Source organism: Streptomyces sp. NBC_00872, assembly GCF_045161915.1.
Lineage (GTDB): Bacteria > Actinomycetota > Actinomycetes > Streptomycetales > Streptomycetaceae > Streptomyces.
This window is the reverse complement of the sequence record NZ_CP108806.1, coordinates 713,066-728,731: the sequence shown is the minus strand read 5'-3', so window position 1 is coordinate 728,731 and position 15,666 is coordinate 713,066. Positions and strand designations below refer to the sequence as shown.

Annotated in this window: 13 protein-coding genes; 7 read left to right on the top strand and 6 right to left on the bottom strand. The window is 69.9% G+C overall.

What is annotated here, in order from left to right; translation table 11 throughout:
• Nucleotides 1-81: 81 nt before the first annotated feature.
• The 3 genes from OG214_RS03115 to OG214_RS03105 form a co-directional block, all read right to left on the bottom strand.
• Nucleotides 82-2,331, bottom strand: coding sequence for a hypothetical protein (locus OG214_RS03115; RefSeq protein ID WP_405983679.1), 2,250 nt, complete (start codon nucleotides 2,329-2,331; stop codon nucleotides 82-84).
• A 423-nt stretch (nucleotides 2,332-2,754) separates the two neighbouring features.
• Nucleotides 2,755-3,291, bottom strand: coding sequence for a hypothetical protein (locus OG214_RS03110; protein WP_363086403.1), 537 nt, complete (start codon nucleotides 3,289-3,291; stop codon nucleotides 2,755-2,757).
• A gap of 293 nt (nucleotides 3,292-3,584) precedes the next feature.
• The gene (locus OG214_RS03105; RefSeq protein ID WP_363086225.1) at nucleotides 3,585-4,058 is read right to left on the bottom strand and encodes a hypothetical protein; all 474 of its coding nucleotides are present in this window, start codon (nucleotides 4,056-4,058) and stop codon (nucleotides 3,585-3,587) included.
• Between the two features lie 156 nt (nucleotides 4,059-4,214).
• On the opposite strand from OG214_RS03105, the gene OG214_RS03100 reads away from it, so the two are divergent.
• A complete protein-coding gene (locus OG214_RS03100) occupies nucleotides 4,215-4,799 on the top strand; it encodes a hypothetical protein (RefSeq protein WP_405983678.1) in 585 nt (194 codons plus the stop codon).
• A gap of 110 nt (nucleotides 4,800-4,909) precedes the next feature.
• On the opposite strand, the gene OG214_RS03095 is transcribed toward OG214_RS03100, so the two are convergent.
• Entirely contained in the window at nucleotides 4,910-5,335 is a 426-nt protein-coding gene (locus OG214_RS03095; RefSeq protein WP_405983677.1) for a peptidoglycan-binding protein, read from the bottom strand.
• A gap of 463 nt (nucleotides 5,336-5,798) precedes the next feature.
• Between OG214_RS03095 and OG214_RS03090 the strand changes: the two genes are divergently transcribed.
• Complete coding sequence (locus tag OG214_RS03090) at nucleotides 5,799-6,698, top strand: alpha/beta fold hydrolase (RefSeq protein ID WP_405983676.1); 900 nt, start codon at nucleotides 5,799-5,801, stop codon at nucleotides 6,696-6,698.
• 353 nt (nucleotides 6,699-7,051) lie between these two features.
• On the opposite strand, the gene OG214_RS03085 is transcribed toward OG214_RS03090, so the two are convergent.
• Entirely contained in the window at nucleotides 7,052-8,005 is a 954-nt protein-coding gene (locus OG214_RS03085) for an SMP-30/gluconolactonase/LRE family protein (RefSeq protein WP_405983675.1), read from the bottom strand.
• A gap of 375 nt (nucleotides 8,006-8,380) precedes the next feature.
• Between OG214_RS03085 and OG214_RS03080 the strand changes: the two genes are divergently transcribed.
• From OG214_RS03080 to OG214_RS03065, 4 genes are all read left to right on the top strand, one after another.
• On the top strand, nucleotides 8,381-8,809 hold the full coding sequence (locus OG214_RS03080; RefSeq protein ID WP_405983674.1) for a MarR family winged helix-turn-helix transcriptional regulator: 429 nt from the start codon (nucleotides 8,381-8,383) through the stop codon (nucleotides 8,807-8,809).
• Between the two features lie 366 nt (nucleotides 8,810-9,175).
• Complete coding sequence (locus tag OG214_RS03075; protein WP_405983673.1) at nucleotides 9,176-9,910, top strand: SDR family NAD(P)-dependent oxidoreductase; 735 nt, start codon at nucleotides 9,176-9,178, stop codon at nucleotides 9,908-9,910.
• A 121-nt stretch (nucleotides 9,911-10,031) separates the two neighbouring features.
• Entirely contained in the window at nucleotides 10,032-11,282 is a 1,251-nt protein-coding gene (locus tag OG214_RS03070; protein WP_405983672.1) for an MFS transporter, read from the top strand.
• A gap of 190 nt (nucleotides 11,283-11,472) precedes the next feature.
• Nucleotides 11,473-13,293 (top strand): ABC transporter ATP-binding protein, encoded by a 1,821-nt coding sequence (locus OG214_RS03065; protein WP_405983671.1) that lies wholly within the window; start codon nucleotides 11,473-11,475, stop codon nucleotides 13,291-13,293.
• Nucleotides 13,294-13,308: 15 nt separating this feature from the next.
• Here OG214_RS03065 and OG214_RS03060 read toward each other — a convergent pair whose 3' ends face one another.
• The gene (locus OG214_RS03060) at nucleotides 13,309-14,442 is read right to left on the bottom strand and encodes a M20 family metallopeptidase (RefSeq protein ID WP_405987413.1); all 1,134 of its coding nucleotides are present in this window, start codon (nucleotides 14,440-14,442) and stop codon (nucleotides 13,309-13,311) included.
• Between the two features lie 263 nt (nucleotides 14,443-14,705).
• On the opposite strand from OG214_RS03060, the gene OG214_RS03055 reads away from it, so the two are divergent.
• Entirely contained in the window at nucleotides 14,706-15,590 is an 885-nt protein-coding gene (locus OG214_RS03055) for a LysR family transcriptional regulator (RefSeq protein WP_405983670.1), read from the top strand.
• Nucleotides 15,591-15,666 lie beyond the last annotated feature (76 nt).

Below are 15,666 nucleotides of genomic sequence, written 5' to 3'. Positions count from 1 at the left end.
GGCGAGAAGGATGCGGAGGCGTGACGGGCCCTGCCTGCCGTACGGCGGACAGGACCCGGTGCCGCGGGAGACGTGCCGGGATCAGCGCCCGGTGCCGGGCGGTACGGGCCGCAGGACACCGGCGGGCACCGGCAGACGCGGCGCCGTCAGCAGCGGTGGCTCCGCCGCGCGTGGCGTGGTCCGTCCGGCCGGTGCGCCCGCGCGGTCCGGTGCGCCCGTGACAGGTGCGCCCGTGACGGTCCGCGTGTCCTCGCCGCCGGACGCGGCCGGGCCGGCCGGTGCGTCCGGGGCAGGCGCCGGAGCCTGGGCCAGTGCGAGGGTGACGCGGTCCTGGCCGGCCGTCCGCGAGACCCAGCCGGAGACGGTGCCCGCGTACGGCTGCCCGAAGCCGGTGGTCCCGGCCGGGAGGCTCTGCACGGTCCCGGACGGCATGGTGGCCGTGACGGCGACCTCCGCCGGTGCCTGTACGGACACGGCGTCGCCGATCCGGTAGCCGGTGACGGTGCCGTTCGCGACGGCGGAGTTCCAGAGGGTCCGGCGGCGCAGCTCCTCGCCGATGTCACTCATCCGCGGATTCACCAGAGGCGTGTTGTCGGCGTGGAGAGCCGCGTACTGGTCGAGGACTCCGTCCAGGACCGGGAATCCGATCCGGTCCTCGGCGAGATTGGACTGGTGCATGAAGTGCGGACGCGGGTCGTTGGCGAGGACATGCCCCAGGGCGATCCTCGTCTCCAGCGGCACGATGTAGCCGCTGTAGCCGGCCGCGAGATCCAGCGGGGTGTCGAGACAGGTGGTGTTGGCGAGGTCCTCGCACAGTCCGCTGCCGCCCTGCGCCCTGCTGGTGTAGAGCCAGTTGTACTCGTCGACCTGCTCGGACGTGCGGCCCGCGTTGTAGAAGATGTTGATCGGGTACCGGGCCACGGTGAGGGCGGGGCCGACCGCGCGCTGCCCGGGGTCACGGGAGTTGTCGGACGCGAGCCAGGCGATGCCGTTGTCGGAGAGGGCTGGAGCGAGGTTGGGGTTGTCGTCGGGCTGCTGGGGGAGCACCTTCAGCCCGGAGTGCTCACCGGTCACCAGCTCGTCGTCGCCCAGCGCGAGTCCGGCCCGTTCCCCCCACTGCCGGTTGTCCGATATCTGCTGGGATATATCCGTACGGCTGACATAACGCGTGCTGCCGTCGGCGTTGGTGGCGCACTTCCACGGCACGACGTCGACGTTCTGCTCGCAGCCGAGGAACGCGTGGTCGTAGGTGTGGTTGAGCCAGCGGAAGTCCGCGCGCCTGGCCAGGAATTCGTCGGCGACGGGATCCGCCCCGTCGTTGTCCGCGCGGTGCTGCTCGCTGCCGCCGCCGTTGTACGCCAGATCGAGCGCGAAGCCGCGCCGCCGCGACCAGTCGGAGACGTTGCGCACATCGTCGACCGACATCCGGATGGGGTTCTGTGTGCCCTGGCCCGGCGGGCAGTCCACATCACCGGGAGTGCAGTTGAGCAGGGGGTCCCAGCGGTCGTCGGCGCCGAAGACGTCGTCCACATGGACGGCGAAGTAGTTCCGGGAGGCGCCGAGGCGTACCTCCTGGGTCATCCAGTCCACGATGCCCCGGGCCAGCAGCCTGAACTGCTGCTGATACTGGTTGTATACAAAAGTGACCACCAGTTCCCGGCGGCCGTCGTGCCGGTACTCCCCGACGAGGGAACCCCTGGCCGTGGAGCCGGGGATCGGCGCGTCGACATAGGTGGTGAAGTCGGCGCCCGCGCGGGGCCTGGACAGATAGGCGTAACTCTCCCCGACGTCGGGCGCGTTGTCCTCGAAGGGGACCGCGCCGTCGAGATAGGCGAAGGGGCCCGCGCTGCCCGCGGCGGTCACCTGGGCCCGCACCCCGTCCACGGAGCCGCTGTAGCCGCCGCTGGTGGGAACCTCCAGCCCGGCCTGGGGCCGCGCATAGGTGTACGCGTCGACCTGGGGGATCGCGTACGTCTTCTCGTAGGCGGCCAGCGCGGCCATCTCGGCGGAACCGGCGGCGAACGGATTGTCGTTGGGCAGGACGACGGCCTGGAACTTCGCCCGTGGCCGGCCGTCCACCGTGTCGGCCAGGAACGCCGGTCCGATCACGGGCCGGTCGGAGCGTCCGAGATCCACGAGGGTGTAGGGCGTACCGGCGGTGTCGAGTTCGGCGGCGATGGCGGCCGTGGCCGGACCGCCGTCGGTGACGACGAGGACGCGCAGATCGATACGGGGCGCCGGTTCCTCGGCCATCGCCGGCGCCCCGGGTAAGGCGAGCGCGAGCAGAAGCGCTCCGGTGGTCAGTGCGGTCGTGCGGATGCTCCGCTTCATGCGGTCGTGTCCCTCCCCGGCGGGTCCGGTCGGCTCTCCCGACCCACCGGACCCCATCCCCCAGCACGGCGCCGGCCCTCGCAAGGAGGACCGGCGCCGCGCTCTTATGTCTCACATGGTGATGGGTGCGTGCGGGTTTCGTGCGCCGGTTGTGAAACATGACGGAAAAACGCGGGCGATCCCGGCGTCCCGTCCGCCCCTCGACGGCGGTCCGGCATGCCTGTGATGGTCCCTTTGCCGCGCCCCGCCCGCGCCGCGCCCCGCGATGGCGGTACGGGCGACCGGCGCGGTCCGCCCGCGCTCCCCGGTGGAACGTTCCTTCTCCGGGCGTCTTGTTCGGCGGGATTGCGGTCGTGTTGGCGCTGTGTTACGGAGACGGCCGCGCTACCGGTGCGGTACGGGCGGGCCGCCGGGCGGAGACGTTCAGGCGCGGGCCGCGGCCGGCGTCGGGGGCGTCGCGCAGTTCACCCGCGTGGTCGGGGTGGAGTAGGTGCCGTCCTTCACATTCTGGCCGTAGTTGTACTCGTAGTACAGGTACGAATAGAAGGCGATGTCGGCGTTGCAGCCGGAGTCCGCGGCGATCTCGTAGGCGAGAGTGACGGTACGAGTCGCTCCGGGCGGCAGCGGAATCTCGTAGGTCACACCGAGTGTGGTGGTGCCGGTTCCGGTGCAGGCGACGCCGTCGGCGGTGCACGACGTGAAGGCGTACTTCAGATCCGTGCGCTGGGTGGTGGTCCAGGTGGGCTGGACGGACTGGTAGACGAACCAGATGTCCGTGGCCTGGTTGTTGGTGAGCGTCATCGTGATGTTGACCGTGGACCCCGGGACCGTGGTCGGCTGGTCGACGGAGAAGGCCAGGTCGGGGGTGTCGGCGGCGGCCGGCTGGGCCAGGCCGAACAGGGCGACGGCGAGGGCGACTACGACAGAGAGACCGAAACGTCTCAGGTGTGTGATTCGCATGGCGGGGAGGCTAGGAGACGGTTCGGTCCCCCGTCTGCACCACGACGCTCCGGCTGTCCCGTAGCGGCTCGAACGGCACGCCCGCACTCCGCGCCCGGCACCCCCCGCGCCGGCTCCCGGGTCCCGCGAACGCACCGGGTAGTGGCATGACGACTGTGCGTGCGGACCGCTGGAGTCCGTAACAGGGGCAAGCCGATGAGAATGGCGCATTCCGTGCGCCCGGTGTGTGTGGGGGGCGAAGCGAATGGCCCGGACGGGCGGTCCGGGCCATTGCGGTGGTGAGGGAGTGTCGGTCAGTCGCCGGTGTTGGTCGCCCAGACGGGCCGGTTGGCGTTGTTGTAGACGACGACGTTGCCGTCGTCCTGCACGGCGAGGTAGTGGCCCTTGCGCCAGGTTCCGGCGGCCCAGAGGGGCTGGCCGGCCTTGTTGTAGACGACGAGGTTGCCGTCGCTCTGCATGACGAGGCGGTCGGCGTTGGGGTAGACGTTCGGGGCCTGCCAGGCGGGACGGTTGTTCTTGTAGAGGACGACGTTGCCGTCGCTCTGCACGCGCAGGATGGCGCGGCCGTTGCCGGAGGTCCACGCCTGGTTCTTGCCGAGGGTGGCGGGCGCGTAGAAGCGCGAGTCGCTCCGCAGGGTCTCTCGGGGCTGCGTGCTCTGGACGGTATGGCTGCTCCCCACGGCGTCAGCGGCGGGAACGGCGGCCAGGACGGGCAGGGCTGCGAGGGCGAGCGCGGGGAGGCCGCGCCGCACGAGATTTTTGATCACAAACCCGGATTTAGGCAGTCCGCATGGGCCTGCGACACCCCTGTGGCGCTGAACTCACTCGTATGGCTCAGCGATTTCATCGCTGAAACGACACTGCTTCTGCCGCACCGTCCGCTTCCGTGGGGCGGTGTCAGACCCGCGTGCCAAGCTCGGCGCATGGGATTCTTCGACGATCTTGTACTGGCCGGGGAGCCGGCCGCCGAGCGGACGGTGCTGGTCCGGCTGGGGCCGCCGGGCGAGGAGGACGGGAGATACGCACCGCCCGTCGACCGGTTCGCACCCGCGCTGCTGCCGCAGCTCGAAGTGGCCGGCGCCGGTCCGGACACCCGGGTGCTGGTGACGGGGTGGTCTCTGTGGCCGCGGTCGGTCACCCTGCATCTGACGGTCTTCCGGAAGACCCGTTGGCAGAGCGCGGACACACAGCGGCAGTCCGGGCTCCGGGTGGGCCTGCTGTTCTCCGACGGCCGCCGGGTGACCTCGCTGGACGGCACGGTCCAACGGCGGGTGGCGCTCACCGGAGGGCCGGAGCGGGGGCGGGCGTCCATGGCGTCGACGACGCAGGCGGTCGGGCTGATCCCGTTGGATCCCGGCCCGCACCACTCCCACCGGTCCCTGTTCAAGACCGACGTCTTCGCCTATGCCTGTGCGGCGGCCGGCCTGAGCGTCGAGGACGGCCGGGAGGCGGTGAATCCTCGTACTCCGCGCCGCTGGGTGGCACTGCCCGCCCGGCTTCAGGGCTGAGAACCTTCGGCAGCGGACGTTGAACGGCCGGTACCGCACATTCACCGCGGGCGCCCGGGGTCGATGTACGCGGCCCTACCGCGTACATCGACCCCCGGGCGGTGATGATCTCAGCGCTTGGCGCAGCCCTGGGCATAGCCGTACCACTTCATCTTGGAGCTGGTCTGGGGGCCGAAGACCCCGTCCTGGCCTGCTCCTGACTGCTGCTGCGCGTACAGGACGGCGGCCTTGGTTTTCGCCCCGTAGTCCCCGTCCAGGGCGAGGCGGGTCTTGTTGGCGGGCGCCAGGTAGCAGTAGTTCAGCGTGTTCTGCAAGGCCACGACCGCCACGCTCTGGTTCCCCGGACCGAGTACACAGTTCGTGTTGTCGGTCTCACTGCCCTTGGTCGGAACCTCCGCCCATCCTCCGTTGGTGAGCTGGAAGTGACTGTACGAGTCGCAGCTGACGGCCGCCGATGCCGGAGTCGCCATGGTCATGGTTCCGGCGGCCGAAGCCAGGGCGAGCATTGCCGCCGCGGCGGCTGTACGAATGCGCATGATTAACCCCCTGTTGAAGCGGGCGTCCGCCCCAGCCGGCGCGAACTCCCCCCGTTTTGTGGGAGTTTTGCACACCCAACGGTGGAATTCGACCTTCCATGCAGATGCGTTCGAATTTGGTTCGGGCGATCTTGCCGATGGTGTGAACCGATGGGTCCCGGCACCGCGATCTCCAGGCTGGGGCCGTGCGCGCTTGAGCCGAACCCGGTCTCCCTCTGACGGAGCAGGGCGTGGAGCCGGGGCGTGGAGCCGGGCATCGTGGGCATCGGCGGGGAGCGGCCCTGAGCGGTGCGCGCCGATGGACATTGTTCGGGTATTCACGCGGAGCGTAAACTGGCTGCTGTGGATTGATTCCGTGTGCGTTCGGCGATAAGGGCGTTGCTCGACCCGGCCGTACGTTATTTGTCGTTGCGCGGACTCAGTCGGGACTATTTCCTCGGGGGCCGTATGACTGGAGGAGCATATGTCCACCGCTACCCCGACCCGTGAACAGCCGGCCACCCACTTTCACACCGAGAACATCGACGGCGTGAACGTGTTCTACCGTGAAGCGGGCCCCGAGGACGCGCGCGCCGTGGTTCTGCTGCACGGATTTCCCACCTCGTCGCGCATGTACCGAAATCTCATGCCGCGGTTGTCGGACCGCTACCACGTCATCGCGCCCGACTACCCGGGGTTCGGACACAGCGACGTACCCGACCGGGAAAGCTTCACCTACGATTTCGACCATATCGCCGACATCATCGACAAGCTGCTGGACCGGCTGCACATAAGGGAGTTCACGCCCTACATGATGGATTTCGGCGGATCCATCGGCTGGCGTCTCGCCGTCAGGCATCCCGGGAGAATCAGCGCCGTCGTTCTCCAGAACGCTCCTCTGTACCCGGAAGGCGGCGACGACGGGTTCTGGAAGGATCTCATTCCCTACTGGGGCGACGGATCCGATGAGCATCGGGATGTCGCCCGGTCCTATGTGACGCCGGAGTGCACCAGGGACCAGTACCTTGACGGGGCACACGATGCCTCTCTGATCGACCCCGACTGCTGGTTGATCGACCAGGCGCTGCTCGACCGTCCGGGCGTCGACGAGATCATGCTGGACCTCCTGTACGACATCTCGAAGCAGGAGGCCGTCTTCGGTGCGGCGAAGGAGTTCCTCCGCGAGGAGCGGCCCCCGGCCCTGATCGCTACCGGCGCCAACGACGAGGTGTTCCCCGAGTCCAGCATGCGGCACTTCCTGGACGACCTTCCCGACGCCGAGTTCCACGCGCTCGACACGGGTCACTTCGCGCTGGAGGAGAAAGGCGCGGAGATCGGGAGTCTGATGCGGTCCTTCCTCGACCGGACCTTCCCGCACGCGTAGTTCCGCCGACGCGGCAAGCGATGACGACGCGGCAAGCGATGACGACGCGGCAAGCGATGACATGGACCCGCACTTCCGGGCCCGGTTCCGGCGCGAGGTGGCGGCGGCCCGCAAGGTGAGCGGGGCCTTCACGGCACCTGTGGTGGATGCCGCGCCGGACGGAGATCCGCCCTGGCCGGCCACCCAGTGACGCGCAGCGGCGGCATGTACGACACGCTGCTGACCGCCGCCCGGGAGGTCGCGGGTCCGGATCCCGCTGAGTGACACAGCCGAGTGACACGGAGACCCCCGGAGAAGACCGGGGGCCTCTCGCGTCGTCCGTACAGCAAAGTGTCGCGCCGGACGCCCCCGCGTCAGAGGGAAACGGCGACGGCGTTGAATGTCGTGTCGGGCGTCTGGGGGCTGGTGAAGCGGGCGTTGACGAGGTAGAGGCGATCGCCCCGGCGGGCGGCGGTGGTGGGGACGTCGAAGCGGGGGTCGGTGATCGTGCGGCGCAGGGTGGCGGAGCGCACCTTCGCGTCGAGGCCGAACACGCTGATGAGGTTCAGCCGGTTCTGTACGACATACAGTGTGCGGCCGATGCGGAAGAGACCGTCGCCGTTGGCGACGTCCGCCGCGCCGCTCAGCGCGATCTCCGTGGCCCGACCGGTCTTCAGGCTCACCTGGTACAGCTTGCCGGGCGTGCTGCTGACGACGATCAGCCCTCGGCCGTCGGGGGTGCTGACGATGCCGTTGGCGTTGTTCACATCGGGCGTCTGCACCCAGTCGCCGCTGAGCGGCAGACTGCGGATCTCGCCTCGGTGGCCGCGCGGTATGCCGTAGAGCACGCTGTCGCGTGAGTCGGTGAACCAGGCGCGGTCGCCGAGCAGGATGACATCGTTGATGAAGTGCCCGGTGCTGTCGGTCAGTTGATACGTGGCCACGAGCCTGCCGGTGCGGGAGTCGACGACCCGCGCGGATCCACCGCCGCCTCCGGCGATGTAGAGCAGGCCGTCATGATCCAGCTTCAGCCCGATGGCCACCGATCCCGTGGTGCCCTGATGGATGAACCCGCCCTCCCCGGTGCGCAGATCCGTGCGGTAGACGGCGCCGTCGGCGCGCGAGCCCATGTAGGCGTACGGCTTGGCGCCGATGGTGATCCCTTCGGGGAGGAAGCCGTTCGGGAGAGGGAACTCGGTCGGCCACGCGGCGGTCCGGGCGGTGGGAGCGGCGTTCGCCGTGCCGGCGCCGGTCGCCGCCGTGAGCGCGGCGAGGGCGGCGCCGCCGAGAACGGCGCGCCGGGACGGTTGGAGCTGGTTCCTGACCATGGTTCGGGGCCTCCGTGAAGAGTGGGGGTGGAAGTCTGCGAACTCGGTAACTCGGCAACTCGGCGAACTCGGCTTCGGCTCGGCTTCGATTCCGACCCGGTGCCGGGTTCTCCTCGTTCGTAACGGACCGTCACCTGCCGGAGTTCCCGGTCCGGCCCCCGCCGACCCCTGCGGCGACATCGCGACGCACGTGCGTCAGCTGCGGACGCCTGCCGGGCGAGCGCCGGAGTGGCCTGTGACTGTTCAGGGTCCTTCATCTGTGAAGCGTTATGCTGTAGGGCCGAGATCCAGAGAGGCGGCCGAGCAGCGATGGCGGAGATGAAGAACAGCCGCGTGACGGCCGGTGTCCCGTCTGCGGGGGTCGTTCCGGGAAGCATGCTCAGTTTTCACCTGAAGCGCGCCGAGCAGGCGATCATCGCCCGCAAAGCGCACGGCGTTCGCGATCTGGATCTGACCGAGCCGCAGTGCAAGGTCCTCGGGTATCTCGTCGGAGGGGTCGCCAAGTCCTGCACCCAGCTTTCCCGTGAGGCGCTGGTCACCTCGCAGACGATGACCGGCATCGTCAAGAACCTGGAGACCAAGGGTCTGGTCGAGCGGCACAGCTCGCCGGACCATGGACGGGTCATGCTGGTCTCGCTCACCCCGGCCGGTGTCGAGCGCGCCGCCGCGGCGAGCGGCTTCTCCGAGCGGGTCGAGCGCGGACTGCGCGAGGCCATGTCGGACGAGGACTATCGCAGGCTCGTGGAACTCCTCGACCGCGTCGCGCGGCTCGCCCCCGAGGTCACGGCCACCGCCGAGGCCTGACGTATCGGTTTGCGGCACCGAAGGAGGGCTCCGTCGGGTGACACCGCCCCGACGGAGCCCTCCTTTTCTCGCGTGATCACGACAGGCACCGACAGTCCGGGCTCCTGGCACCGTCGGCCCGGTCGCGTGCGGCGCTTGATCTCCGACCGCACGCGGTCCGGCCACCGGGAATAAGGGCGTCGCCCTCCTCCGTTCCCTCCGAAAGTTGAAGGAACCTTCAATGAGTCGCTGCTGGCATACATGACAGGGTCCTACATTGAAGTAGGGTGCTGCCTGTGGATGCGTGGCCGGAGCCGTCGGCTGCCCGCCGGGACGGCATACGTCCGTCCTCGCAGACCGAATCGCAGACCGAAAGGGAACCTGACCATGGGAATGTCCGGACTCACCGCTCTCGTCACCGGCGCCACCGCGGGCATCGGCCGCGCCGTGGCCGTACAGCTCGCGCAGGAGGGGGCCGAGGTCGTCGTCCATGGGCGTGACGCCGAGCGTGGAGCCGATGTCGTCGCGGAGATCGAGAAGGCGGGGGGAGCCGCGCGCTTCGTCCGGGCCGACCTCGCCGACACCTCGGACGTCCTGCGCCTGGCCGAGGAAGCCGGTGACATCGATGTGCTCATCAACAACGCCGGCGTCTACAAGTTCCTGCCCACATCCGGAATGACCGACGCACTGTTCGACCTCCATATGGACCTCAACACCAAGGCCCCCTATGTCCTCGTTCGCGCCCTGGCCCCCGGCATGGCCAGGCGCGGACGCGGATCCATCGTGAACATCAGCACCATGGCCGCGTCCGTGGTCACGCGCGGCACCGGGATGTACTCCGCCTCCAAGGCCGCCCTTGAGCAGCTCACCGAGGTCTGGGCCGCCGAGTACGCGGAGCGGGGCGTCCGCGTCAACGCCGTCGCACCCGGTCCCACCCGCACGCCGGGCACCGACGACATGGACGCGGCCACTCTCAAGGCCGTGGCCGACACGACCGCCATGCGCCGTCTCGCCGAACCGGAGGAAGTCGCCGAAGCCGTCGTCTTCCTCGCCTCCGACCGCGCCAGCTACATCACCGGCGCCGTCCTCGATGTGGTCGGCGGCCGTCCCGCCATCGGCTGAACCCCGGGAACACCTGGACCTGGCCCTGGGCGGTGCACACCTGGCCATGGCCGTCCAAGGGGCACCCCCGTCCAAGGGCGGACCCCACACCACTCACACGAACTGTTGAAAGGCCACGCCCGTGCCACTGGCCCTCTTCGCCCTGGCCCTCAGCGCCTTCGGTATCGGCACCACCGAATTCGTCACCATGGGCCTGCTGCCCGATGTGGCGGCCGATCTGCACACCAGCGTCCCCACCGCCGGCAACCTGGTCTCCGCCTACGCCCTCGGCGTCGTCATCGGGGCGCCCCTGCTCGCCGTCATCGGTGTACGCATGGCCCGCAAACACCTGCTCATACTCCTTATGAGCGTCTTCGTGGCGGGCAATCTGCTCTCCGCGCTGTCGCCGGACTTCGGCTGGGCCCTGGCGGGACGCTTCATATCCGGCCTGCCCCACGGCGCCTTCTTCGGAGCGGGCTCCGTCGTCGCGGCGCGTCTCGCCCCCAAAGGGCGCGAAGGCCGGGCCATCGCCACCATCCTGCTCGGTCTGACGACCGCCAACATCATCGGCGTTCCCGCCGCCACCCTGCTCGGCCAGGACCTCGGCTGGCGCGCCACCTTCCTCGTCGTCACCGCCATCGGCGTCGTCGCCGTCGCCGGCCTGGCCCTGCTGATCCCCTACCAGCCCGTCGAACCCGGACAGAGCCTGCGCCGCGAACTGCGCGCCCTGCGCAAACCGCAGGTCCTGCTCGGCCTCGCCACGGCCGTGTTCGGCTTCGCAGGTGTCTTCGCCGTCTACGCCTACCTCTCCTCCATCACGACCCATGTGATGGGGCTGGGCGAAAGCTCCGTCCTGTGGGTACTGGCGCTGGCCGGCGTCGGTATGACCATCGGTGTCGCCGCGGCCGGTCCTCTCACCGACCGCGCGGCACGCCCCACCGCCTACGCCGGTCTCGCCGGTCTCGCCCTCGCGCTGACCGTCTTCCACTTCACCGCGCACATCGTCTGGATCGCGCTGCCCATGGTCGTCGTCCTCGGGGCGACCGGCTTCCTCATGACAGCACCCCTGCAGACCATGGTGATCCGCTACGCCGCAGACGCCCCCACTCTCTCCGCGGCCTCCAACCACTCCGCCTTCAACCTCGCCAACGCCGGGGGTGTCTGGCTGGCGGGAGCGGGTGTCGCCGCGGGCTGGGGCTGGATGTCGACCGCTCTCGTCGGCGCCGTACTCGCCACGGCGGGCCTGGCCATCGCACTGACCGCCGGATATCTCGACCGCGGGTCCCGCACCACGCCTCCCGGGCCGGACCGTCCCCTCCGTACGCGGGTTGCCGTTGGCCGAGAAAAACGCGTGGACCGCGCGGGCGCTGTCACGGGACACTCAGGATCTTGACCTGGCCTCCCCGTACTCGCGCTTACGCGTCGCCGCGAGCCGCGTGGGGGGTCTGCCACCGTGCCCCGCCCGTCCCAGGACCAACGGGCGAGGGCACTTACTCGGACCGAAGCTCCGCGCGGCCAGTGAGACGACGGCTTCTCCCCGCAGAGGCACGTGGCGGGCTGCCGCACGACCACACAGGGTTGGTATGGGATCTCCTGAATCGGGTGAGGTGCCGGGCAGGGGCCCGGTGCTTCTCGCACTTCGTTACTACGGACGGGAGCTGGCCCGGCTCCGGCTGGTGACCGTGCCCGCGATGCTGTTGCCGGCGCTGGGCAACATCGGCATCAACTACATCGCGCCGCTGGTCGTCGCGAAGCTTGTCGGCCGGATCGCCGGCGACACCGGCATCACCATCGGCTCGACACTGCCCTACGTCCTCGGCTTCGCCGTCGTGCTGCTCCTCGCGGAGACGCTGTGGCGTATCGGTCTGCACTTCCTGAACCGTCTCGACGCCCTCGGTATCGAGCACCTGTACGTGATCGGAATGGACGAGCTGTTCGCCAAGGACGCCGCGTTCTTCCACGACAACTTCGCCGGGTCGCTGACCAAACGGGTTCTGAGCTTCGCCTCCCGCTTCGAGGAGTTCGTCGACACCCTGACGTTCTCGGTCGTGGGCAGTCTCGTACCGCTGGTGTTCGGGTCGGTGGTGCTCTGGCGCTACGAACCGCTGCTCGTCGTCGGGCTCCTGACGATGATCGCGCTGACGGGGCTGTGCGTGGCCCCCCTCATCCGTCGCCGCCAAGCGCTCGTCGACCAGCGCGAGGAGGCGATCGCCCGGGTGTCGGGCCATGTCGCCGACAGCCTGATGAACATGGACACGGTTCGGGCCTTCGCCGCCGAGGACCGCGAGGCCGCCGAGCACCAGTCCCGCGTCGCGGAGTCGCGGCGGCTCACGCTGCGTTCGTGGGACTACGGCAATCTGCGCATCGACACGCTGGTCGCGCCGATGTCCGTACTGACCAACGCGATGGGCCTGCTGCTCGCGGTCGCTCTCGGCGGGGGTGAGCACGGCGTGGAAGCGGTCGTTCTCGCCTTCACCTACTACAGCAACGCGACACGGATCATGTTCGAGTTCAACCAGATCTACCGCCGTCTGGAGAGCTCGATGACGGAGGCCGCTCAGTTCACCGAACTGCTGCTGACACCGTCGACCGTGCTCGACCCTGAGTCGCCGGAACCGCTGCTGTCCCGGAGCGCCGATGTCCGCTTCGAGCAGGTGACCTTCGCCCACGCGGGCGCGGAGCCTCTCTTCGAGGGCCTCGACCTGGCCGTGCACAGCGGGGCGAAGATCGGCCTGGTCGGCCGGTCCGGCGGAGGCAAGACCACGCTCAGCCGGCTGCTGCTGCGGATGACGGACATCGACTCCGGCCGGATCCTGATCGGGGGTCAGGACATCAGCAGGCTGCGCCAGGCCGACCTGCGCCGCATGATCGCCTACGTACCCCAGGACCCGGCGATGTTCCACCGCACGCTGCGGGACAACATCGCGTTCGCCCGGCCGGACGCCACGGAGGCCGAGATCCGCCGCGCGTCCGAGGCGGCGCATGTCACGGAGTTCGCCGACGCGCTGCCGGACGGCTTCGACACCATGGTCGGCGAGCGTGGTGTCAAGCTGTCCGGCGGACAGCGCCAGCGGGTCGCCCTCGCCAGGGCGATCCTGCGCGACGCGCCGATCCTGCTGCTCGACGAGGCGACCAGCGCCCTGGACTCCGAGAGCGAGACCCTCGTCCAGGAGGCGCTGTGGCGGCTCATGGACGGGCGGACGGCGCTCGTGGTGGCGCACAGGCTGAGCACGGTCGCCACCATGGACCGGCTCGTGGTCCTGGACCGCGGCCGGATCATCGAGCAGGGCACGCACCAGGAACTGCTCGCGTCGGAGGGCGCCTACGCGAAGCTGTGGCAGCGTCAGTCGGGCGGCTTCCTCGACGACACCCCCGCGCCGCGGGCGGATTCGGATCTGCGCTGAAGCCCCGGCCGTGCTCTACGCGGAGCCACGCCGGTCACGGTGGGGCCATCGCCGGGTCCGGGTGATGAGTTGAGCGAGCAGATGGGCGCGGGGGACCATCCGCGCCACCTCGACGTACTCGGTGTCCGCGTGAGCGCCACCGCCCACGGCGCCCAGGCCGTCCAGTGTCGGACAGCCCGCAGCGGCGGTGTAGTTGCCGTCCGAGGCGCCGCCGACGGCGATCCCCCGCGGCGGCTCCTGGCCCAGTTCCGCCGCGAGCCGGGAGGTGAGGGCGAAGAGTTCGGCGGACGACTCCGGTTCCATGGGCGGCCGCTGCCTGCCGCCCAGCACCTCCAGCCGGGCGCCGGGCGTCCGGGCGGTGAGCCCCCGCATCAGCTCGTCGATACGGTCCTGTGCCGCCGCGGTCGGCGCCCGCACATCCACCGAGACGCGCGCCAGCGCGGGAACCGTGTTGCGTGTACTGCCGGCCGACAGCAGGGTGGGCGTGACGGTGGCGAGGCCAAGGGCGGAGTGGGCGGCACCGACGGCATCCGCCGAGGCCCCGAGGCCGGCGATGGAGAGCACCTGGTGAGCGGCCTCGACCGCCGCATTGACCCCCTTCTGGGGTTCGAGACCCGCGTGCGCGGCCCTGCCGCGCACCACGACCTCGTACCGCGACGTGCCCTTCCGGGCGGTCTTGAGCGCACCCTTCTCGTCACCCGACGCCTCCAGCACAAAGGCGGCCACGCAGCCCCGCGCGGTCTCCTCGATCAGCTGCCGGGAGGTCGCGGAGCCGACTTCCTCGTCCCCGTTGACCAGGACGCACACCCCGTCCGGGGAGGGCAGGGAGGCCAGTGCGTGGAACATCTGCACCAGACCCGCCTTCATGTCCAGGACTCCCGGGCCGCGGGCGATCCCGTCGGCCACCGACCAGGGGTGGTGCCGGAGCGAGCCCAGGGGCCACACCGTGTCGTGATGTCCCATCAGCAGGACCCGCGGGGTGCCGAAGGCCCACCGCAGATGGGTCACACCGTCGATCACGACCGTCTCCGGCTCCGCCCCCAGCAGCCTTGCCCCCTGGGCGCCGACCACCTCCGCGCTGCGCGCCACCGCCGCGTGGTCGTTCGAGAAGGACTCGCAGAGCACGAGCTCCTCCAGATCGGCCAGCATCGCCGGCAACGCGAGCACACCGGACCGGGTCACCGGTCCCGTCCCCTCTCAATTCCCCTTCGTGACAACACACTTCCCCCTCGGATCTCATCGGCCTTTGGAGCGGCGGAGCCCGTCCCCCCGGGGAGCCCTGCCGCGTGAACGACGTTAGGACGGGACAAGGCATTCCACCAGCGACTGAATCGCATGGAACCCATGCGCGTGATGAATGGGTTGGGCGAAGATGGTGATGGGCGGAGAAGGAACGTGGAGGCGGGAGGAACGTGTTCGAGAGCGACGCGCTTCGGCTCCTCGTGGCCGTGGCGGAGACCGGATCGTTCACCAGAGCGGCGGTCCGGCTCAACTACACGCAGTCCGCGGTGTCCCGACGGATCGCCGCGCTGGAACAGCAGGCGGGCGGACCGCTGTTCGACCGGCTTCCCCGAGGCGTACGGCTGAATCCCGCAGGCCGCGCGCTGCACCGGCACGCGACGGAGGTACTGGACCGGCTGTCGCGGGCGGAGCGGGAGCTGGCCGTGCTGCACGCCGGGCACGGCGGACTGCTGCACATGGGCGCGTTCGCCACCGCCAACATCTCGTTGGTGCCCGCCGCCCTGCGGACGCTCCAGAACGCGAGGCCGGATGTCGAGGTCGTCGCGGTGGAAGGCCCGACCGACACGCTGATGGAGCGCCTCGCGGACGGGGCGCTGGACCTCGCCGTCGTCAGTGACTACCCGTCCGGTCTGCCGTCGGCCGACGGTGTCACGACGACCGTGCTCTGTGAGGACGAGCTGTTCGTCGCCCTCCCGCGCGGGCACCGCCTGGCCGGAGCCGGGACGGTCGACCTGCGTGAACTGCGCGACGAGGCGTGGATCCACAACGCGTACGGCGACCGTCCCACGATGCTCGCCGACGCCTGCGCGCGGGCGGGCTTCACCCCCAGGAAGATCATCCGGATCGCGGAGTGGTCCGGGAAGTTCGGCTACGCGGCCGCCGGGCTGGGGGTGGCGCTGGTCCCCTCGCTGGCCGCGCGGGCGGTCCCCGGCGAACTCGTCCTGCGCCGCCTCAGCGACCCGGCCCTGCGCCGGACCGTCCATGTGGCGCTGCCCGCTGCCCCGCTGCCGGCGGCACTGAAACTCTGTGAGCTGCTGAGCGACGCCGTCGACTGAGCCCGGCACGGCCCCGGCACGGCCCCGGCACCGTCTCAAGACCGGCGCTGATCTGCTCGTAGCCCAGCACGGTCCA